The organism is Rhodococcus sp. JG-3, assembly GCF_000482405.1.
In the GTDB taxonomy this organism is placed as follows: Bacteria; Actinomycetota; Actinomycetes; order Mycobacteriales; family Mycobacteriaceae; genus Rhodococcoides; species Rhodococcoides fascians.
Genome location: NZ_KI519398.1, coordinates 371,825 through 393,145, shown reverse-complemented (window position 1 = coordinate 393,145; position 21,321 = coordinate 371,825). Strand labels below are relative to the sequence as shown.

The window sequence follows — 21,321 nt, the reverse complement described above, 5'->3', positions numbered from 1 at the left end:
GCTGAGAGGCCGAAGATTGCTCGTAATACTCGAAACGGAGAGACTGTTATCCATGTGTACGAGTAATCTTCGGTCATCATGCTGATCCCCCTTCTGCGTAGGTTTCTCGCCCCGTACAAGCTGCCGATTCTCTGCTTGGTGCTGCTGCAGCTGATCGCCACCCTCGCCGCGTTGTTCCTCCCGAGTCTCAACGCGGACATCATCGACAACGGTGTGACCGTCGGCGACACCGGCTACATCCTGTCCGCCGGCGGCGTCATGCTGTTGATCTCGGCAGTACAGATCATCAGCTCTGCGGCAGCGGTGTTCCTCGGTGCACGCACGGCCATGAGTGTCGGACGCGACCTTCGCGGAGCAATCCTCGAACGCGTCGGGACGTTCTCCGCCCGCGAGGTCGGAAAATTCGGTGCTCCGTCACTGATCACCCGCAACACCAACGACGTGCAGCAGGTGCAGTTGGTGATCATCATGGGATTCACCATCGTGGTGATGGCTCCCATCATGTGCATCGGCGGCATCGTGATGTCGCTACGTGAGGACATCGGCCTGTCGTGGATCCTGCTCATCGCCGTGCCCGGCCTCGCGCTCGCGATGGGCCTGATCATCGTTCGTATGGTGCCGGCCTTCCGCTCCATGCAGAAGCGCATCGACGCGGTCAATCGCGTACTACGCGAACAGATCACCGGTATTCGCGTCGTGCGGGCGTTCGTTCGCGAACAGTTCGAGGTCGACCGTTTCGGCGCAGCGAACACCTCGTTGACCGAGACGGCACTCAAGGTCGGCCGGCTGATGGCCCTGATGTTTCCGACCGTCATGCTCATCAGCAACGTCACCAGTGTCGCCGTCATCTGGTTCGGCGGTCACGCCATCGACAACGGCACGATGCAGATCGGTTCGCTTACTGCGCTTCTGAGCTACATCATGCTCATCCTGATGTCGGTGATGATGGCGTCGTTCATCGCGATGATGGTGCCGCGCGCATCGGTGTGCGCCGATCGCATCAGCGAGGTTCTGGCCACCGAATCCTCGGTGGTGCTGCCCGAGAATCCCCGGACGTTCGTGTCCTCACCGGGCACGGTCGAGCTCGTCGGGGCCGAATTCTCCTATCCCGGAGCCGAATACCCGGTGCTGTGCGGGGTGAATCTGACTGCCGAGGCAGGCAAGGTCACCGCCATCATCGGCGGCACCGGATCGGGTAAATCGACTCTAGTCAATCTGATTCCACGGCTGATGGACGTCACCGGCGGCCAGGTGCGGGTCGGCGGTGTCGACATTCGCGAACTCGATCTGGACCTGCTGCGATCCGAGATCGGATTCGTGCCGCAGAAGCCGTACCTGTTCTCCGGCACCATCGCCAGCAATCTGCGGTACGGCAAGGCCGACGCCACCGACGCGGAACTGTGGGAGGCGCTCGAGATCGCCCAGGGAGCTGACTTCGTGCGCGCGATGCCCGACGGCCTCGAGACTGCCGTCGCGCAGGGCGGCACCACCGTGTCGGGAGGACAGCGTCAACGACTGGCCATTGCCCGGGCGCTGGTACGCAAGCCCAAGATCTACCTGTTCGACGATTCCTTCTCCGCTCTCGACCTCACCACCGACGCGAAACTGCGTGCGGCGCTGCGGCCGGTGACGCGAGATGCATGCATGATCGTTGTGGCTCAACGGGTGTCGACCATCGTCGACGCCGACCAGATACTCGTGCTCGACGACGGAAAGCCGGTGGGCGTGGGTAACCACGAGCAACTGATGGCCACCTGCCCCACCTACGCCGAGATCGTCGACTCGCAGCGGCAAGTTGCAGGTGCACTGTGACCGACACCGAAACCACCAAGGATTCCGCAGCCAAGCCCTCTTTGGAGAAGAAGAAGGGCGGCCGCGTCGCGAAGGCACTGCCGGCCACGAAAGCCAAGAACTTCAAGGGCTCGTTCAAACGCGTCATCGGTTTGCTCGCTCCGGAACGATTCCTGCTGAGCCTCATGCTCGTGCTGGGAATCGTCAGCGTCGTCCTCAGCGTCGCTGCGCCGACCGTCCTCGGGCATGCGACCAACCTCATCTTCAACGGAGTCGTCGGCGGAGATCTCGAACCGGGGCAGACGAAAGAACAAGCGGTCGACGGCCTTCGGGCCGCCGGTAACGACACCGTCGCCGATCTCGTCTCGGGCATGGACGTGACGCCCGGTGCGGGAATCGATTTCGGTGCCGTCGGAACGGTGTTGCTCTGGGTTCTCGCACTGTACGTAGTGTCTGCACTGCTGGCATGGGCTCAGGGCTACATCCTCAACATCGCGCTGCAGCGTCGAATTCTGTTGCTGCGCGGCAGCGTCGAGGCCAAGGTGCATCGCCTGCCGCTGCAGTACTTCGACAACAATGCCCGAGGCGAGACGCTCAGCCGCGTCACCAACGACATCGACAACGTCTCGACCAGCCTGCAGCAGACACTGAGCCAGCTCATCACCGGCATCCTGACCGTGCTCGGCATCCTCGGCGTGATGATCTGGATCTCGCCGTTGCTCGCTCTGGTTGCGCTGCTGACGATCCCGGCCTCGTTCCTGGTGACCGCGCTGATCGCCAAGAGGTCGCAGCCGCACTTCGTGGCGCAGTGGAAGCACACCGGCAAGCTCAACGCGCAGATCGAAGAGACCTACACCGGCCACGAGATCGTCAAGGCGTTCGGTCGCCAGGCGGAGGTGGAACGCGAGTTCGGTGACCGCAACGAGAAGCTCTTCCAAGCAGGCTTCCGAGCGCAATTCATCTCCGGTCTGATCATGCCGATCATCATGTTCCTCGGAAACATCAACTACGTCGTCGTCGCCGTTGTGGGCGGCCTTCGCGTGGCGTCGGGAACATTGAGCCTGGGCGAAGTGCAGGCATTCATTCAGTATTCGCGGCAGTTCACTCAGCCGCTGTCGCAGGTCGGCGCGATGATCAACCTGATTCAGTCCGGAGTCGCGTCCGCCGAACGCATCTTCGAGGTGCTCGACGCCGACGAGGAAGACCCCGACGTCGTGCCTGCGTCCAGCCCGACGGAGCGCCGCGGACGCGTCGTGTTCGACGACGTCTCGTTCAGTTACTCGCCGGAGCAGCCGCTCATCCAGAACCTGTCGCTCACTGCGGATCCGGGACATCTCGTGGCGATCGTCGGACCCACGGGTGCCGGCAAGACCACACTGGTCAACCTGATCATGCGGTTCTACGAGATCGATTCCGGCCGAATCACACTCGATGGCGTCGACACTCGCCAGATGACGCGCGACGAGTTGCGTTCGCGAACCGGCATGGTGTTGCAGGACACGTGGCTGTTCGGCGGCACCATCCGCGACAACATCGCCTACGGTGACCCGACCGCCAGTGAGGAAGAGATCCTCGAGGCAGCTCGGGTGAGCTACGTCGACAAGTTCGTGCATTCGCTGCCCGACGGATACGACACGATCATCGACGAGGAGGGCAACAACGTCAGCGCCGGTGAGAAGCAGCTCATCACTATCGCCCGTGCCTTCCTGGCCAAGCCGCTGATCCTGATCCTCGACGAGGCCACCAGCTCGGTGGACACGCGCACCGAACTGCTCGTGCAGAAGGCGACGGCAGCGCTGCGCAACGACCGCACCAGTTTTGTTATCGCGCATCGTCTCTCGACCATCCGTGACGCCGACACCATCGTCGTGATGGAAAACGGCAGCATCGTCGAGCAGGGCAATCACGAGGAACTGCTCGCGGCCAAGGGTGCGTATTACCGGCTCTACAGCAGTTAGGCGGCTGGCGCCGCACGTGAGTGGAAAATCGTAGTGGGCTACGAATTTCCACTCACAAGCGGCGAAGCCGCATACTGACGCGGTGAGTTCTTCCAATTTCGGCTTCGATATCGGCACCCGGCTCGACGGTGAGCTCGGCCGCACCGGCACCATCCACACCCCGCACGGCGACATCGCCACCCCGGCGTTCATTGCGGTGGGGACGAAGGCGACCGTCAAAGCAGTGCTGCCGGAGGCGATGAAGGAACTCGGCGCTCAGGCGGTACTCGCCAACGCGTATCACCTGTACCTGCAGCCGGGCTCGGACATTGTCGACGAGGCCGGCGGGTTGGGCAAATTCATGAACTGGGACGGGCCCACGTTCACCGACAGCGGCGGCTTCCAGGTGATGTCCCTCGGTGTCGGGTTCAAGAAGGTCATCTCGATGGACGCCTCACGGGTGGAGTCCGACGACGTCATCGCCGAGGGCAAGGAGCGATTGGCCCACGTCGACGACGACGGCGTGACGTTCAAGTCCCATCTCGACGGCTCGAAGCATCGATTCACTCCCGAGGTGTCGATGCAGATTCAGCATCGGCTCGGGGCCGACATCATGTTCGCGTTCGACGAGCTGACGACGCTGATGAATACCCGCGGGTATCAGGAGAAGTCGGTCGACCGCACCCAGGCATGGGCGAAGCGATGCGTCCTCGAACACGAACGCCTCACCGTCGAGCGCGCCGACAAGCCGTACCAGGCGCTGTTCGGAGTGGTGCAGGGAGCGCAGTACGAAGACCTGCGACGCAAGGCCGCGCACGACCTCGAGACCATCACGGGGGACACGGGCCGTGGGTTCGACGGCTACGGAATTGGCGGTGCACTCGAGAAGCAGAACCTCGGCACCATCACTCGGTGGGTGAACGAGGAACTGCCCGAACACAAGCCGCGCCACATGCTCGGGATCAGCGAGCCGGACGACTTCTTCGTTGCGATCGAGAACGGTGCCGACACCTTCGACTGCGTCAATCCCTCACGGGTGGCGCGCAATGCGGCGATCTACGTGCCCACGGGCCGCTTCAACATCAACACCGCGAAGCATCGGCGCGATTTCACCCCGATCGACGAGAACTGCGACTGCTACACCTGCGCGCACTACACCAAGGCGTACATCCATCACCTGTTCAAGGCGAAGGAGATGCTCGCCTCGACGCTGTGCACGATCCACAACGAGCGATTCACGGTCAAGCTGGTCGACGACATCCGCGCTTCGATCGAGCAGCAGCGATTCACCGAGTTCAAGACGGAGTATCTGGGCCGGTTCTATGCGCCGAAAACTGCCTGAGCTGATCCTCCAGCTCCGAAATATGCTGCAGTAGTTCGGTTTCCCGCTCGGCAGCTTTGCGTTGGTACACCTCGGACAGGTCCGCGAGGTATGCCGCGTCGTAGCGCGGGATGATGCTGCGGGTGCAGTTCCAGTCGAATGCCTCGACATCGATGACGACGCTGCGTTCACAGGTGGCCGCGACGGTCAGGTCACCGATTTTTTTGAGTCGCTCCAGTAGTTCGGGATCGTCCGCGGCCTCGATCGTACGTGCCCGTCCGTAGAGCTTGAGTCGTTGCCGCAGAGGGTAATTCACGAGGAAGATCGCGACGCGATCGTCGTGATCGAGATTGGCCGCCGTCACGTACTGATGGTTGCCGGCGAAATCGGCGAAACCCAGAGTGTGGTTGTCGAGAACCTGGAGAAATCCCTTCGGTCCACTTCGGTACTGGATGTAGGGCCACCCGGACTCGGTGACGGTGGCGATCTGGAACTGATCCAGGGCGCGGATCATCGCCTTCTCGCGATCGTCGAGTGGCATCGGGCCGTCGTCGGGTCGCTCGGTCTGCGAGCCGTAGGCGGTGTAACTGCCGTCGACCTGCTGCCGCGCAATCGCGGCAGGTCCGAACATCAAGTGGTGATAGTGGTTGTTCGGCGGCACGCACCGACCATACGACACCCCAGGCCAGCACGGCTGTCGAGATCTCGCCAGTGTTCGACTCTGGCAGCGGCGTACATTGTTACTACAGATCATGTAGTAGCTGGAACCGCCGTGGGGGGACCACAATGTTCGACGCCTTGCCTCTGACTTCGGCGCAGGCCGATATCTGGATGGCTCAGCAATTCATGCCGGACGCGCCCTTCGCCATCGCGTACTACGTCGATCTCGTCGGTGCTGTGGACCTGGATACCCTGGTTAACAGCGGTAGCGCGGCGCATCGAGAGTACTCGTCGTCGACGATGCGCATCGTCGAGATCGACGGCCTCCCGACGCAGCGGTTCGAGGCGGCGGAGACCGACGCAGTGCAGATCCTCGACTTCCGTGAGCACGACTCTCCGGAAGACGCGGCCCGACAGTGGATGAACGACGATTGTCGAACACCGCTGTCGACGGACGGTCAGCTCGTACGGTTGCGTGTCCTCCGCGTCGGGGACGATCGCGTGTTCTGGTACACCAGAGCCCACCACATCGCGCTCGACGGCTATGCCTCGATGAAGGTTCTCGAGCGGGCGGCGGCTCTATATGCCGCAGTACAGGACGGAGTGGAGCCACCGCTGATCGAGCCGACGACTCCCGCGGCACTTCTCGCCGAGGACGAGCGCTATCACGCATCCACTCGCGCACGGCGGGATCGGGAGTACTGGGAATCCACCGAGATGGGGTACACCGCGCCCCTAAGCCCGGCCGCCACGCCTGCATTCGTGCCCATCGTCGTGGGCGAAGATCGAACCATTTCTCGGGCCGACTGCGGTCAACCCACGTCGACGGTGGTCATCGCAGCATTCGCCGCCTATCTCGCGCGCATGAACGACACCGACGACGTCGATCTGTCCTTGCCCGTATCTGCACGGCCCACAGCACTTCTGCGCCGAGCCGGATCGTCGTTGTCGAATGTGGTTCCGTTGCGGCTGCCGGGCATCGGGTCGGCGACAGTGAACAGCGTGGTCAAATCGACCGAGGTCGCCATCGCAGCCGTGCTGCGACATCAACGCAGCAGGCCCCCGGCGTCGGAGAGTGGACGTGCACTGCGCGCCGGCCGTTTCGGGCCGACGATCAACGTGATGATGTTCGCGAACACGGTGTCCCTCGGCGATGTCGACGGCGAGATCAACATTCTGGCCACGGGTCCGGTGCCGGACCTTGCGGTCAACATCTATCCCGGTCGAGGCGGAGCTCGTCCGCGCATCGACTTCGAGGCCAACCCTGCCGCGTACACCCCGAGCGACCTCGCTCGCCACCACGAACGGTTCCTGCACTTCCTCGACCGTTTCGCCGCATCCGGCTACGGCGACACGGCAGTGGCCGACCTCGACCTGTTCCTCCCCGACGAGCGTGATGTGGCGTCCGCTTCGGTCGGCGCGGCCGTGACCGAGCACGGTTCTCTGAACGAGACGTTGACCGAGGCAATCATGAACTACAGCAATCGAATTGCGATTCACGATGCGCATGTGTCGGTCACCTACGCAGAGTTGGGCACGAGAGTTGCTGCCCTCGCATCTGTTCTGACTGCCCGAGGAATCGGCATCGAGGACCGGGTGGCCGTGCGCATCGGCCGGTCGGTGGAGGGAGTCGTCGCGTTCTGGGCAATCGCGCGAGTGGGCGCGGTGTACGTTCCTGTCGACCCGAATCACCCCCGCGAGCGGGCGCGGTTCGTCGTGCACGACAGCGCAGCAGTGTTGGGTCTGTGCACGGCCGGCAACGAATCGGGCGCGATCGAGTGGCTGAACATCGAGAACGTTGTCGCAAAGGGAAGCTCGAACGATAGGACGGCGTCGACCGCACCGCACCAGGCGGCCTACGTCATCTACACCTCGGGATCCACCGGTACACCCAAGGGTGTCGTCGTCACCCACGATGGAATCTCCGCTCTGGTGCAACAGATCCGACGCAGCTACGACCTCGACGCCAGGTCGCGGGTCTGTCATCTCGCCTCACCCGGATTCGACACCGCCCTAGTCGAAATGCTGGCCGCAGCGAGTGCAGGCGCGGCAGTGGTGATCGCACCGACAAGTAGTTACGGTGGCTCGGAACTGTCCGATGTGATTGCCCAACAGGCTATTACCCATCTCTTGATCACGCCCTCGGTTCTGGCGACGATGGAGCCCGCAGCGCTGGTGGGTGTCGGGACGATCATCATCGGCGGTGAGGCAGCCCCGCAGGATACGGTCGACCGCTGGTCGACGGGTCGGCGACTGCTCAACGCCTACGGCCCCACCGAGACGACCTGCAGTGTGACGATGACGGCGCCGCTGCGTCCGGGCAGCACCGACGGAATAGGACGAGCCATGGTGGGTGCGGTGATTCACCTCCTCGATCGCACCCTACGGCCGGTTCCATCGGGTGCGGTCGGTGAGATCTACATCGAGACGTCCGGTATCGCGCGGGGATATCTCGGTCGCACCGTGGACACATCGGCGCGGTTCGTCGCGAACCCGTTCAGTAGCAATGGGATTCGGATGTTTCGTAGCGGAGACCGGGCGCGCCGGCGCGAAGATGGCACGCTGGAGTTCCTCGGCCGCATCGACGATCAGATCAAGATTCGGGGAAGTCGCGTCGAACTGGGTGAGGTCGACGCAGCGCTACGGGCGCATCCGGAGGTCGTATCGGCATCGTCTGCGTTGCGTCGCAGCGACACTGGTGATCTGCGTATCGACGGGTACGTCGTGGCCGCACGCGCCGGGCACGTGCTCGACACCGAGGCCATTCGTCGGGATCTCGCACAGAGACTGCCTACCCACATGGTGCCGTCGACCCTGTCGGTTCTCGACGAGATTCCGTTGACCATCAATCGGAAGGTCGATCGCGGTGCACTTCCCGCGCCGGACCTCACCACGTCGACGACCGGTGCTCGAAGCGAACCGTCCGGTGCCACCGAGGAAATCGTGGCGGCCGCGTTCGCGCGCGTGCTCGGCAGGGACGGTGTCGATTGCACCGCGTCGTTCTTCGACCTCGGAGGCGACTCGCTGGCGGCGACCAGAGTCGTTGCGTCGGTGCGGGCCGAGACATCGGCGGACATCGGTGTGCGAGACCTCGCCGGTGCGCCGTCCGTCCAGGCGTTGGCTGCATGTATCGATGAGCGTCGTCTGGTTGAGCGGCAGGACAATTCGCGGCCCGAATGCGGAATGTCGGAGGGGGTAGTCGCAATTCCGCTCGCGCCGCAGCAACGCCACATCGATCGAAGCGCACGGCTTCCGCTGTACAACCTGCCGTTCACGGTCACGATTTCCGGGGAGTTCCACGCAGTAGCAGCCGCGCAGGCCTTGACCGACCTGATCGATCGACACAGCACGCTGCGTACGCGCTACCCGGATGTCGACGGGGTCCCGGTGCAAGTGGTCGAACCGGATTCTGCCGGCGTCGCACCGAATCTCGTTGTCCACCACTTCGACGATGCCGCGGTGACGCAGATCCTCGAGCAAGCCTTCGACGTGCGCACCGAGTTTCCGATCCGAGCGCGCCTGTTCGCAGTAGCGCCCGATCGCCACGTGCTTGCGTGCGCCATTCACCACATCGCCGCGGACGGGTGGTCACTGGGGCTGTTGGCGTCGGATTTCGTCGTCGCGTATCACGCCAGGATGACCGGCACCACGCCGTCGTGGCCCGAATTATCCTTGTACTACGCCGATTACAGCGTCTGGGCCTGCACACGAGACGTATCGGCCGATCTGGACTTCTGGCGCGCAGAGCTGGCGGACATACCCAGGTCGAGGGACTTGCCACTGGACCGCCCGCGAGCACAGGACTGGGACTTCTCCGGCGCACGCACAACGCTACGGTTCGATGCACACGCCACGCAGAGAATGTCCGGTCTCGCACAACGCTGCGGGACAGGACGATTCACCGTGCTGCGTGCAGCGCTGTTGATTCTGCTCGCCGAGACGACAGCGTCCACCGATCTCGTCGTCGGAACCCCGGTTGCCGGTCGCGACGACCCGGACCTCGAGCAGGTCGTCGGAACGTTCACCACCACCGTTGCCATCCGGACCGAGATCGCAGCGGCGACAACCGTCGAGGACGTCGTGAAGGCGGCTCGGGCCAGTGAACTGCGGGCTTTCGACCATGCGACGGTGCCGTTCGAAGATGTCGTCGCCGATCTCGCTGCGGAGTCGTCGGAAGCGCGGCATCCCATCTTTCAGGTTGCGCTGTCGTTGGATGTCTTTGCGACCCAGACCCTCACTACGGGGGACGTGCACGTCGAGATCACGCCGCAGCCGATCGACATCGCCAAGTGCGATCTCCACTTTCACGTCACCGAACTGCGGGACGACGAAGGGAAGGCTATCGAGACTACGGTCGATATCGTCTATCCCACAGCATTGTTCGACGAGAACACCGTGATGGAGCTCGGTCGGCGATTCGAGCAGATCCTGGCTGCAGGCGTCGCAGAACCGGACTCAGCGTGGCGAAACCCGACTACCTAGGTACTACACGATGTGTAGTATCAACGCTGCGTGAGGTGCACGCGACTTCGAATCCAGCGGGAGAACGCATGTCCACCTTCAACGGCCTTCCGGCCCATATTCTGCTCGTTCACTTCATCGTGGTGCTGGCACCGCTGACCGCGCTGCTCGCCATCGCGGCCAGTATCTGGTCCGGTGTGCGCAGCCGGCTGGTGTGGCTCATCGCAGCCCTGGCGGTGTTCACGCTGGTGCTGACTCCGCTGACCACCGAGGCAGGCGAGTGGCTCGAGAAGCGCGTACCCGAGACCGCGGCGGTGGAACAGCACACCGAGATCGGTGACTGGATGATCTACTTCTCCGTCGGCTTGGTGATCGTCGCTGCACTGCTCGTGTTCCTGCATCTGCGTGAGCGTCGCGGTAACGCGCCCGTGCGGTGGCAGTCGATTGTCGTGGTGGTCTTGGCAGTGGTGATCGGAGCGACCACAATCGTCCAGGTGTACAGAATCGGAGAGTCCGGCGCGCGCGCCGCGTGGAACGACGTATCGGCAACGGCGGAAGAATGACAGAGCCCGAGCCGAGCCTGCACGAGCACGAACCGCACGGTGATCTGTCCGCTCGGCTGAACTGGCTGCGGGCCGGGGTGTTGGGTGCCAACGATGGCATCGTCTCCACCGCCGGCCTGGTCGTCGGCGTCGCGGCCGCCACCACGGACAGGGGGTCGCTGCTCACCGCTGGTGTCGCGGGGCTCGTCGCCGGAGCGGTGTCCATGGCGCTGGGGGAGTACGTCTCGGTGAGCACGCAACGTGACGCCGAGCGTTCTCTGTTGATCAAGGAACGCCGAGAACTCGACGAGCAACCCGAGCAGGAATTGGCGGAGCTCGCGGCACTGTACGAGGCAAAGGGCCTGTCGGCCGACACCGCACAGACCGTCGCTCGCGAACTCACCGAACACGATCCGTTTGCCGCCCACGTGGACATCGAGCTGGGAATCGACCCGGATGCGTTGACCAATCCGTGGCAGGCCGCCGGATCGTCGGCGGTCTCGTTCGTCAGCGGCGCACTGCTGCCGCTGTTGTCCATCCTGTTGTTGCCTGCGTCGCTGCGCATCCCGGTGACGTTCGTCGTGGTGCTGGTGGCTCTGGCCTTGACCGGCAGTATCAGCGCGCGTCTCGGTGGTGCGCCCGGTCGGCCGGCGATGACTCGAATCGTGATCGGCGGTGCGATCGCGATGGCCGTTACGTACGCGATCGGCCAACTCGCGGGCGTCGCGGGTATCTGAGATCAGCGGAAGATCGAAGTGGCGACTTCTCCGGTTTCGGGTGCCACCACATCTTGGACGACGTCGAACAACGCCACCGAGATGACGGTGAAGGCGAGGACGAGAACCAAGCCGGCCGCAAGGATTCCGCGATCGTGACGGTGCCGTGGTGGTTCGCTGAGGGCCTGCACGCGGCGCACGACGTCGCCGCCGGTACTGGCGAGAGTGCGAGTTCCACGGTCGAGATGCTTCCGAAGCAGAGAGGTTCTGGCAATGGCAGACAACGTCTCTCGCCGCCCCAGCCTTGCCGCACTCTCGTCTGCCTGACGCTCCGCCGCGTGCCGTACCTTCGCGGTCAACGGTTCGAGAACCGGATCGACGCGGGCCGCGATTTCGCACATCTGGATCCACACGCTGTGACGGTGCCTCAGATGGGCGCGCTCGTGTTCGATCACTGCTCGTAATTCGTTGTTCGACAACGCTTCCGCGAGGCCGGTGGTGATCACGACCGCACCTCCGCCGGACGGGACAGCAAAAGCGTCGGGAACGTCGGAGTCGACGACGACGATGCCGCCCGTCGCCCGCGCCTCGTCACCGAATTCGGATGCGATGGACGTACTGGCGACGACGCGTCGAACATGGCGGGCCACCTCGACCGACCGCCAGATCATCCACGCGCAGATCACAATTCCGAGTGTCACCCACACGGCCCGACTCGTCGCCAGAAAGACCGCGGCGAGTGCAGTCAGGGACGCGAGCACCGAGAACGCCGTGACCACAGACAGAACGGGCAGCAGTACGACGGCGGTCGAGGGGTTGAGACGACGGTCGATGCGGTCGGCTCCGAATCCGAGGAGCAGCGACAGCGCCCACGGCAACACAGCGACAATCAGGAGCAGAGTCATCGATGGTGCTCGGCTGCGTCCGATTTGGCGAGCAACTCTCGCAGCGTCGCCTCGTCCTCGGGGTCGAGTGCGGCAACGAAGCTGGCCAGTACGTCGGCTCGCTCGGCTCGTGTGCCGAGCTCGGTGCGCATTCGCATCGCGGCCCGAAGCGCCGGGATCTCGTCGACCGGGGCGTTGAGGGTGTAGACGTACGACCGTCCTCGACGCTCGCGATCGACCAGCCCCTTGCCGTGCAAGCGCACCAATGCGGTCATGACGGTGGTGTGCGCGAGATCCGAGCCCAGATGCTCGCGGGCTTGGGCCACCGAGAGTTCCGTGTGCTCGCCGAGCAAATCGAGGATCGACTCCTCCAACTGTCCGGACGCTCTTCGCACTGCGATCCCTCACTCGATTCGGTTACCTCGAGGATAGGCCAGTTCGAGGTCCCGCCACTATCCCGCGGCCTCGAGAATGTCGGTCAACGCGTCGATCAGAGCCACGATTCGGGCCGACGGCGGCCTACCGCGCATGGTGTGAATTTCGGCCCGGCGCTGGGCGAACACCGGATGCACGAGGGGGATGTACGTCAGGCCCGACTTGCGGTCACCACCCAGGTCGCTGACGAGTGCGACGCCGTCGCTTGAGCGAGCGAACTCCAGTATCGGAGCCAGCCGCTCGCATTGCAGACCGACGTGGGGTGAGAGTCCCTCCAGACGGATTCCGGCGTCGAACAATTCGCGTTGACTCGATCCGGTGGTCGACAGCGCGAGGGGATAGGAGCAGATATCGGCCAGATCGACGCTGGCTCGGTCGGTGAGCGGGTGACCGAGCGCGACGACGGCGCAGATGGGCACGGTGACGGAATGTTCGACCGTCACGTCGGTGCGTCGACCGAGCGAGAAGGTGACCGCGACGTCCGCGCGGGCGTCGACCACCCGTCGGCTGGCCTCGTCCGGTCCCACCACGTCCAAAGTGAAGGTGACCGACGGGTGAGTCCGATGGACCGACGCCATGGCCCGTGGGACGACGGACTGCGAGAATCCTTCGGTGCAGGCGACGGTGACGCTGCCGTGTTCGCTGGCGTCGACGCTGCGTATTTCGGCGATCAGAGTCGACGATTCCACTTCGTGTCTGCGCGCGTGGGCGAGGAGGCGATGGCCCGCTTCGGTGAGCGTCATCCCCCGGGCATGTCGTGCGAAGAGCGGCACGCCGATGTCACGTTCGAGCTTGGCGATCTGTCTGCTGACCGCCGACGCGGCCAGATGTTGTGTTGCGGCCGCCTCGGTGACCGAACCCGTTCGCGCAACTTCGCAGAAGTACGTCAGCGCAGATGGCATCAGATGCAACGACATCACCCCTTCTTTCACAGCACTGTCACGGCGGTGACACGTGATTGTCATCGAGCCACTCGCTGGTCCTGCGTTGCCGTGAAAGCAACGCTGAGGCCACCAATCGGCAATGGTGTAGACGGTATCGGGCTCGCTACTGTCAGGCGAACACCAGGCCGACGACGAGGGAGATTCGATGAACCGCGAGCATGTGATCGCGCAGGCCCAGGACTTCTACGATTCGGGTGCGTTCCATCGTGAACTCTCCGAGCTCGTGTCGGTCCCCTCGGAAAGCCAGTCGACGGCCGGTCGAGTTGCGTTGTCGGCATATCTCCAGGATCTGCTCGTGCCGAGGCTCGAGGCGCTCGGGTGTGCGGTCGAGACCTATTCCAACCCGGTCGAGGAGGGTGGTCCCTTCCTGATCGCCACCCGTCACGAGGCCCCCGAACTGCCGACCGTGCTCTGTTACGGCCACGCCGACGTGGTTCTGGGCATGGCCGAGGACTGGTCGGACGGTTTGTCGCCCTGGACTCTCGTCGAGCGGGACGGACGGCTCTACGGGCGCGGAACAGCCGACAACAAGGGTCAGCATCTGGTGAACCTCGCGGCGCTGCGGACGGTTCTCGAAGCCCGCGGATCGTTGGGATTCAATCTGACGCTGCTGTTCGAGACCGGTGAAGAGATCGGCTCACCCGGACTCGAACAATTCGTGTCGGATCACCGAGGCGAACTCGCTGCCGACGTGCTGATCGCCTCGGACGGACCACGCCTCGACGCCCAGACGCCCACACTGTTTCTCGGTGCCCGTGGGGGCGTGGACTTCGACCTCGTCGTCGACCTACGTGAGCGCGGCTACCACTCGGGCAACTGGGGTGGACTGCTCCGCAACCCCGCGACCACCCTGGCCGGTGCCATCGGGACCCTCGTCGACGGCCACGGCCGTATCCAGCTCGACAGCCTCGTACCCGAGCGCATTCCCGAGTCCGTCGTCGATGCGCTCAGAGCTATCGAGGTCGGACGCACCCCGGGCGATCCGGTGGTCGACTCCGGCTGGTCGGCGACGGAATTGTCGCCGGCAGAGCGGGTTTTCGGGTGGAACACTCTCGAAGTGATCGCTATGATCGCAGGCAACATCGTCGAACCGGTCAATGCGATTCCCGGCCAGGCGCGAGCGCGGTTGCAGCTGCGGTACGTCGTCGGGACCGACCTCGACGATCTCGCCGCGCGGTTACGACGACACCTCGACGCGCACGGGTACTCGATGGTCGCCGTCGAACTCGGCATCTCGTTTCCTGCGAGCCGAACGGACCCGAACGACCCCTGGGTTCGCACGGTCGCCCAGTCGGTCGAGCGCACAGTCGGTTCCCCAGTCACCTTGCTGCCCAACATCGGTGGGTCCCTGCCCAATCACGTGTTCACCGACACCCTCGGAATTCCGACGGTCTGGATGCCGCACTCCTACCCGGGATGCCGTCAACATGCACCCGACGAACACATGCTCGCATCCGTTGCTCGCCAAGGACTCGCCATGGCCACGGGCCTGTTCTTCGACCTCGGCGCAGGTACAGAAGACGACCGCGACGCACCGCTCGAATCCGCCAGCGCCTCGCGCTCCTGAACACCACCGGAGAATCCGACATGTCCACTGCACACGTTCATCGAACTCCCGATCGTGACGGCGCGGGTGAAGCCGTTGTGTCCGTCAAGAATCCGGTCCGCGCCATCGCTGCCGCCACCATCGGCAACGCTCTCGAGTGGTTCGACATCGCCATCTATGCGCTGTTCGCCATCTACATCGGGCAGAACTTCTTTCCGTCTGCGGACCCCGGCGTGCAACTGGTGCAGACGTTCGCGGTCTTCGGGGTTTCGTATCTGATTCGCCCCCTCGGCGGACTGATCCTCGGCTCCTACGCAGACCGGAAGGGGCGAAAGAAGGCTCTGGTGATGAGCATTCGCCTGATGGTGCTCGGCACCGCGTTGATCGCCTTCATGCCCAACTACGACGACATCGGCATCCTCGCCCCCATTGGCATCATCGTGGCGCGCCTGATTCAGGGTTTCGCTGCCGGTGGTGAATTCGGTGCGGCCACATCCTTTCTCGTCGAACAGAACGGCAAGCGCCGCGGATTCTTCGGCAGCTTCCAGTTCGCCAGCCAGGGACTGGCCACACTGATGGCGGCCTCGTTCGCCGCCGGACTGACCGCGGTGTTGTCCGAGGCCAGCATGGTCGACTGGGGTTGGCGAGTGCCGTTCGTCTTCGGGCTCATGGTGGGTCCGGTGGGATGGTTCATCCGCCGTCACGTCGACGAATCGCCGGCCATCGTCGCCGCGTCGGACACGCCGAAATCGCCTGTACGCGATCTGTTTCGGAATCAGTGGGGCGGAATTCTCATTGCCGGCGGCGTGCTGGTGGTGTCCACTGCGCTGAACTTCATCCTGCAGTACCTGCCGACCTTCGGTATCAAGCAACTGGGACTGAACAATTCGCTGTCGTTCGTCGCACTGATGATCACCGGCGTGATTCTGACCGTGGTGACGCCGTTCGTCGGTCAGTTGTCCGACAAGGTCGGCCGCATCAAGATCATGTTGCCGTCGGCGATCGCGATCGGCGTCAGCGTCGTCCCGCTCTTCATGTGGCTCATCGCGGTGCCGTCGTTCCTCACCCTCGCTCTCGTCATGACCGTGCTCGGATTGCTGAAGGCGCTGTACTTCGGTGCGCTGCCGTCGGTGATGTCCGACGCGTTCCCGGTCCATTCGCGGGCCACCGGCCTGTCGTTCGGATACAACGTCACCACGGCGATCTTCGGTGGATTCACTCCGACCATCGCGGCCGCTCTGGTGGCTGCAACAGGTCAGGCGGTGTCCCCGGGCTACTACATCCTGGCGGTGTCCCTGGTCAGCATCGCTGCGCTGATCGGTGCCGTACGGATTCGTGGCATTCGCTAGCTTACAGATGCCTAGCGGTCGGCACATTGATGTAATACGCTGATCTCATCAGCCCACCACCTCGAGGACGATCCATGAGCGTCGAAGCGAACACCCGGAAGATCGAGAAGAGTGTCGTCACCGATTTCAGTGACCGCATGAGCTACGGGTCCTACCTCGACCTCGATACGCTGCTCAGCGCTCAGAAACCGGTGAGCACCCCCGAGCATCACGACGAACTGCTGTTCATCATCCAGCACCAGACTACCGAGCTGTGGCTCAAGCTGGTGCTGCACGAGACCCTCGCCGCGCGCGCAGCTTTCGATGCCGACGACATCGGTACCGCACTCAAATGCGTGGCCCGGGTGAAGCACATTCAGAAGACGCTGACCGAGCAGTGGTCGGTACTGGCCACTCTGACGCCGACGGAGTACTCGCAGTTCCGCGACTTTCTCGGGAACTCCTCGGGGTTCCAGTCGTATCAATACCGGGCCGTGGAGTTCGTGCTGGGAAACAAGAATGCGGGAATGCTGAAAGTCTTCGAGTCCGATCTGGCTGCGCATGAGCTGCTTTCGACGCTGCTGCACGAGCCCAGCCTGTACGACGCCTTCTGGCGGTCGTTGGCGCGGCAGGGTTACGACGTACCGGCATCGGCCCTCGACCGTGACGTCACCACGGCGTACACGGTCAACGAGGACTTGATGCCGCTGATCAAGTTCGTCTACGAGAACCACACCGAACATTGGGCGGTGTACGAGGCATTCGAAGAGCTCGTCGACTTGGAGGAAAACTTCCAGCTCTGGCGATTCCGCCACATGCGCACGGTGCTGCGCACCATCGGAATGAAGAGCGGGACGGGAGGGTCGAGCGGCGTCGGGTTCTTACAGAAAGCACTCGAACTCACGTTCTTCCCCGAATTGCTCGCTGTGAGAACGGAGATCGGTCGATGATGGAACGCGCAGTTGAACTCGATAACACGGATCCGCTCCGCAGCTATCGCGACAAGTTCCTCGGTAGCGACGACCCGTCGATCACCGCATATCTCGACGGCAATTCCCTGGGTCGGCCCACCAAAGCCAGCGTCGAACGCATCAACACCTTCATGACCGACGCCTGGGGCGGACGCCTCATCCGCGGCTGGGATGAGCAGTGGTTCGACCTCCCCGTCACCATCGGCGACGCCCTGGCCGACGCCACCCTCGGGGCAGCGTCCGGTCAGACCACCATCGGCGATTCCACGACGGTACTGCTGTACAAGCTGGCACGGGCGGCGATCGCCATGCGGCCGGGTCGCACCGAGATCGTCATCGACCGCGACAACTTCCCGACCGACCGATACTTGCTCGAAGGCATTGCAGCAGAGCTGAACATGACCCTGCGATGGATCGAGACGGACCGCCGCGGTGGTATCGAGCCCGAACAACTCGCCGAGGTGGTGGGGGAGAACACTGCCTTGGTGGTGATCACTCACGTCGCCTACCGATCCGGCTTCCTCGTCGACGTGGCCGAGGCGACGCGTATCACGCACGAGGCCGGCGCGCTGATGCTGTTGGACGTGTGCCATTCCGTCGGGTCGGTACCGCTCGAACTCGATTCTTGGGGAGTGGATCTGGCCGTCGGGTGCACCTACAAGTACCTCAACGGAGGTCCGGGTTCACCGGCCTTCGCGTACGTGCGCAGCGATCTTCTCGACGACTTCGTGCAGCCGATCTGGGGCTGGATGGGCCGGGCCGATCCGTTCGAGATGGCGCAGGGTTACGTTCCGGCACAGGGTATTCGACGCGTCATCAGTGGCACGCCGTCGGTGTTCGGGATGATCGCAATGCAGGACACTATCGAGATGATCGCCGAGGTGGGGATGGACGCGATACGCGCGAAGTCCGTCGCACTGACCGAATACGCCCTCGAACTTGTCCGCGAGATGCTGGTACCGCTCGGGGTGGAGATCGCCTCACCCGAGGATTCGAATCGGCGCGGTGGTCACGTCACCATCGACCATCCTAAGTTCAAGGCCATCACCGCTCGGCTGTGGGAGCAGGGTGTCATCCCGGATTACCGCGCACCACACGGTATTCGGCTGGGGCTGAGCCCGCTGAGCACCTCGTACCGCGAGGTGTATCTGGGTATCGTGACGATTCGTGACGAACTTCGCGCCTAGCATCGCCGGGGCCATCCTCGACGACTTCGAGTCGCGTCCAGGTAGTGCGACGTCGTTGGTGCGCACGGTGCTCGGAGCCTACGTTCGGCCTCTCGGCGGGTGGTTCGCCATCGCCGATTTTGTCGTCTGGATGGACACGCTGGGAGTGCCACCGGAGAGCACGCGCATTGCGGTGACGCGGTTGAAGAAGAAGGGCGTCCTCGAATCAGCTAATCGTGAGGGCCGCACCGGCTATCGGATCACCGAGCAGGCCGACGCCATGTTCGCACGGGGAGACGGCCGGATCTTCGGCTTCCGGCGGATGGCCGACGGCGATCCATTTCGGTTGATCTCGTTCACCATTCCCGAGACGCAACGCGCGGCTCGGCACCAGCTGAGGCGACGACTCACCGGAATAGGCTGTGGCACAGTCTCACCAGGATTGTGGATCGCGCCCGAATATCTGGCGGCGGAGGCCATTGCCATCGTCGACGCGTTGGAGTTGTCGCAGTACGTCACGACGTTCGTCGCGTCCGAGGTCGCGCCTCCCGGCACGCTGCGCGAAAGTGCCGAGCAGTGGTGGGATCTGGCCGGCATCGCCGATCGGCATCGGGCATTTCTCGACGCTTTCGACGGAGGGTCGCCGGCTCGGAACCCGCGCGACGCGTTTGTCACGTTCGTGCCGTTGCTCGACGAATGGCGCGTCATTCCCTACGTCGACCCGGGTCTTCCACCGTGCATGACGCCGGAGGACTGGCCGGGCACCCGGGCCGTCGCCACGTTCGAGACGGCCCGGGAGCGCTACTTCGATCTCAGTTTTGAATGGGTCGCGTTCTAGCGATCCTGGTACGACGGCTCGCGCTTTTTGATGTACGAGATGACGCGGTACGTGATGGGCATGACGATGACCTCGGCAAGCGTCTTCCACAAGAATCCGACGATGACGTAGTTGATGAAGTCGGTCCACGTGGTGATGCCGATGACTCCGGCGGCGATGGAGCAGAAGATCAGCGTGTCGAAGAATTCGCCGACGATGGTCGAGCCGATCAGTCGCGCCCACAGGTGCTTTTCCTTGGTGCGTTCCTTGATCTTGACCAGCACGACGGAGTTGAGGAGCTGCCCGACGGTGTAGCCGGCGAGACCGGCGAGGACCAGCCGGGGAACGACGCCGACGACGCTTTCGAGCGCGGCCTGGTTCTCGTAGAACGAGGCGGCGGGGAGTTCGATGGCGATCCAGAAGCACACCGAGGTGAGCAGCAGGGAGCCGAAGCCGAGATAGATCGCTCGGCGCGTGGCTTTGAAGCCGTAGACCTCGCTGAGTACGTCGCCGAGGATGTAGGCGAGGGGGAACAGAAAGAATGCGCCGTCGGTGTTGATCGGCAGGATTTGGAACGGTCCGAGCATGACGTCGGACGAGGCGAAGAAGGCGACACCTTTGCTGGCGGCCACATTCGAGATCAGCAGCGTCGCGACGAACAACGCGACGATGGTGGGGTAGTAGCCCCGGCTGATGTGAGCGAACGTGGCCTGCCCAGACTCGGCGCCGCCGTCAGGGGCGGTGTGTTGGGTAGTAGTCACCTGACGATCCAAGCACCGAGACGACGATGGGCGCGAATCCCGGGGTAGGGGATTCGCGCCCATCGAGGCGGATTACGGGTCAGGCGACGTTGCCACGCACCGTGACGCGGTAAGCGTAGGTACCGGCGATGATCGTGATCGGAATGGTCACCAGCAGACCGAGGCCGAGGGGGATCGCACCGACGATGTTGAGGCCTACCAGGGCGAGAGCGAGCACGAAGAGGGTCCCGCCGTTCGACGCGATTGCCTGCGCGCTGGCCTTGATGGCGGGAATCGGCTCGTCGCCGCGGTCGATGACGAACTGGAAGGTCCACCACGTGAAGAACGTGATGACGATGCCGGGGATGATCAGCAGGACGAAGCCGATGCTGGTTGCAATGCCGACGAGGATGCCGGCGATGATGACGGCGGCGACGTTGCCGAATTGGAAGAAGGACCCGAACGCGGGCTTGATCCCGTCCACCTCGTGCAGAGCGCCGCGGACGAGCGCCGCCTGGATGAGGAGTGCGACGACACCGACGATGATGCTGAAGACCAGGCTGAGGACGATGCTGTCGGAGCTCAGAACGAAGTTCAGCACGCCCTGGATGATCGCGGCGATCAGGACGATGCCCATCCAGACGAGGGCGTTCTGCTTGAACTTCTCGAACGCGTAGCCGATGGCTGTTCCCACGGATAGCTGCGTCGCCGTCGGCGAGTTACCGAACGGCGGAGGCGGCGGGTAGTTGCCCTGTGGGGGCGGTGGGTAGCCACCGGGTGGTGGGTAGCCACCTTGCTGGGGATAGTCGCCGGGAGGAGGTGGGTAATTTCCGGGCGGCGGATAGTTGCCTTGCGCGGGTGGTGGGTAGTTGCCGGGTGGTGGGTAGCCGCCGCCCTGCGGCGGGGGATAACCACCGGGGTTCTGTGGATCCTTGTCGGGGTCGTAGCCGCCTGAGGTCATTGTGTCCTTCTCCCTCGGGATAAGTTTGTCGCGGTCACTGTACGTCCGATTCGTGCGCAGTTGGGTTCTGTCGCGTTGCGACGTGATCTCGATTTTGTCAG

Annotated in this window: 17 protein-coding genes; 11 read left to right on the top strand and 6 right to left on the bottom strand. The window is 63.6% G+C overall.

The features are described from left to right. The first annotated feature begins 78 nt into the window (after nucleotides 1-78). From K414_RS0103080 to tgt, 3 genes are all read left to right on the top strand, one after another. Nucleotides 79-1,812 carry an ABC transporter ATP-binding protein gene (locus tag K414_RS0103080; RefSeq protein WP_027494600.1) on the top strand — a complete coding sequence of 578 codons (1,734 nt, stop codon included), beginning with the start codon at nucleotides 79-81 and terminating at the stop codon, nucleotides 1,810-1,812. A 77-nt stretch (nucleotides 1,813-1,889) separates the two neighbouring features. Beyond that, nucleotides 1,890-3,749: an ABC transporter ATP-binding protein gene (locus K414_RS0103075; protein ID WP_237606437.1), complete on the top strand. Its 1,860-nt coding sequence runs from the start codon at nucleotides 1,890-1,892 to the stop codon at nucleotides 3,747-3,749. Nucleotides 3,750-3,831: 82 nt separating this feature from the next. Then, the gene (gene tgt / locus K414_RS0103070; RefSeq protein WP_027494598.1) at nucleotides 3,832-5,070 is read left to right on the top strand and encodes a tRNA guanosine(34) transglycosylase Tgt; all 1,239 of its coding nucleotides are present in this window, start codon (nucleotides 3,832-3,834) and stop codon (nucleotides 5,068-5,070) included. On the opposite strand, the gene K414_RS0103065 is transcribed toward tgt, so the two are convergent. Further along, on the bottom strand, nucleotides 5,024-5,680 hold the full coding sequence (locus K414_RS0103065) for a pyridoxamine 5'-phosphate oxidase family protein (RefSeq protein WP_051365295.1): 657 nt from the start codon (nucleotides 5,678-5,680) through the stop codon (nucleotides 5,024-5,026). The two genes, tgt and K414_RS0103065, sit on opposite strands and share 47 nt — an antisense overlap. 167 nt (nucleotides 5,681-5,847) lie before the next feature. Here K414_RS0103065 and K414_RS25930 point away from each other — a divergent pair, with 167 nt between their 5' ends. From K414_RS25930 to K414_RS0103050, 3 genes are all read left to right on the top strand, one after another. After that, on the top strand, nucleotides 5,848-10,191 hold the full coding sequence (locus K414_RS25930) for an amino acid adenylation domain-containing protein (RefSeq protein ID WP_237606119.1): 4,344 nt from the start codon (nucleotides 5,848-5,850) through the stop codon (nucleotides 10,189-10,191). A gap of 68 nt (nucleotides 10,192-10,259) precedes the next feature. Beyond that, on the top strand, nucleotides 10,260-10,733 hold the full coding sequence (locus K414_RS0103055) for a DUF2231 domain-containing protein (RefSeq protein WP_027494596.1): 474 nt from the start codon (nucleotides 10,260-10,262) through the stop codon (nucleotides 10,731-10,733). After that, nucleotides 10,730-11,449, top strand: a complete 720-nt coding sequence (locus tag K414_RS0103050) for a VIT family protein (protein ID WP_027494595.1) — start codon at nucleotides 10,730-10,732, stop codon at nucleotides 11,447-11,449. The genes K414_RS0103055 and K414_RS0103050 overlap by 4 nt, the downstream gene beginning before the upstream one ends. Nucleotides 11,450-11,451: 2 nt before the next feature. Here the strand turns inward: K414_RS0103050 and K414_RS0103045 are convergent, their stop codons facing one another. Genes K414_RS0103045 through K414_RS0103035 form a run of 3 tightly spaced genes read right to left on the bottom strand, consistent with a single transcriptional unit; the run spans nucleotide 11,452 to nucleotide 13,664 of the window. Then, the gene (locus K414_RS0103045; RefSeq protein ID WP_027494594.1) at nucleotides 11,452-12,333 is read right to left on the bottom strand and encodes a M56 family metallopeptidase; all 882 of its coding nucleotides are present in this window, start codon (nucleotides 12,331-12,333) and stop codon (nucleotides 11,452-11,454) included. Continuing rightward, complete coding sequence (locus K414_RS25925; RefSeq protein WP_032367790.1) at nucleotides 12,330-12,707, bottom strand: BlaI/MecI/CopY family transcriptional regulator; 378 nt, start codon at nucleotides 12,705-12,707, stop codon at nucleotides 12,330-12,332. The genes K414_RS0103045 and K414_RS25925 overlap by 4 nt, the downstream gene beginning before the upstream one ends. A 57-nt stretch (nucleotides 12,708-12,764) precedes the next feature. Further along, on the bottom strand, nucleotides 12,765-13,664 hold the full coding sequence (locus K414_RS0103035; RefSeq protein ID WP_051365294.1) for a LysR family transcriptional regulator: 900 nt from the start codon (nucleotides 13,662-13,664) through the stop codon (nucleotides 12,765-12,767). Nucleotides 13,665-13,836: 172 nt separating this feature from the next. On the opposite strand from K414_RS0103035, the gene K414_RS0103030 reads away from it, so the two are divergent. The 5 genes from K414_RS0103030 (at nucleotide 13,837) to K414_RS0103010 (ending at nucleotide 19,540) form a co-directional block, all read left to right on the top strand. After that, nucleotides 13,837-15,258 carry a M20 family metallopeptidase gene (locus K414_RS0103030; protein WP_027494592.1) on the top strand — a complete coding sequence of 474 codons (1,422 nt, stop codon included), beginning with the start codon at nucleotides 13,837-13,839 and terminating at the stop codon, nucleotides 15,256-15,258. 20 nt (nucleotides 15,259-15,278) lie between these two features. After that, nucleotides 15,279-16,586: an MFS transporter gene (locus K414_RS0103025; protein ID WP_051364912.1), complete on the top strand. Its 1,308-nt coding sequence runs from the start codon at nucleotides 15,279-15,281 to the stop codon at nucleotides 16,584-16,586. 74 nt (nucleotides 16,587-16,660) lie between these two features. Next, nucleotides 16,661-17,515 (top strand): tryptophan 2,3-dioxygenase family protein, encoded by an 855-nt coding sequence (locus K414_RS0103020; RefSeq protein ID WP_027494590.1) that lies wholly within the window; start codon nucleotides 16,661-16,663, stop codon nucleotides 17,513-17,515. Continuing rightward, nucleotides 17,515-18,723, top strand: a complete 1,209-nt coding sequence (locus K414_RS0103015; RefSeq protein ID WP_027494589.1) for an aminotransferase class V-fold PLP-dependent enzyme — start codon at nucleotides 17,515-17,517, stop codon at nucleotides 18,721-18,723. Before K414_RS0103020 ends, K414_RS0103015 begins: the two co-directional genes overlap by 1 nt. Next, entirely contained in the window at nucleotides 18,704-19,540 is an 837-nt protein-coding gene (locus K414_RS0103010) for a PaaX family transcriptional regulator C-terminal domain-containing protein (RefSeq protein ID WP_027494588.1), read from the top strand. Before K414_RS0103015 ends, K414_RS0103010 begins: the two co-directional genes overlap by 20 nt. Here K414_RS0103010 and K414_RS0103005 read toward each other — a convergent pair. Both K414_RS0103005 and K414_RS25920 read right to left on the bottom strand, forming a co-directional pair. Continuing rightward, a complete protein-coding gene (locus K414_RS0103005; RefSeq protein WP_027494587.1) occupies nucleotides 19,537-20,280 on the bottom strand; it encodes a queuosine precursor transporter in 744 nt (247 codons plus the stop codon). The genes K414_RS0103010 and K414_RS0103005 overlap by 4 nt on opposite strands. A 79-nt stretch (nucleotides 20,281-20,359) precedes the next feature. Further along, a complete protein-coding gene (locus K414_RS25920) occupies nucleotides 20,360-21,220 on the bottom strand; it encodes a membrane protein (RefSeq protein WP_037218833.1) in 861 nt (286 codons plus the stop codon). Nucleotides 21,221-21,321 lie beyond the last annotated feature (101 nt).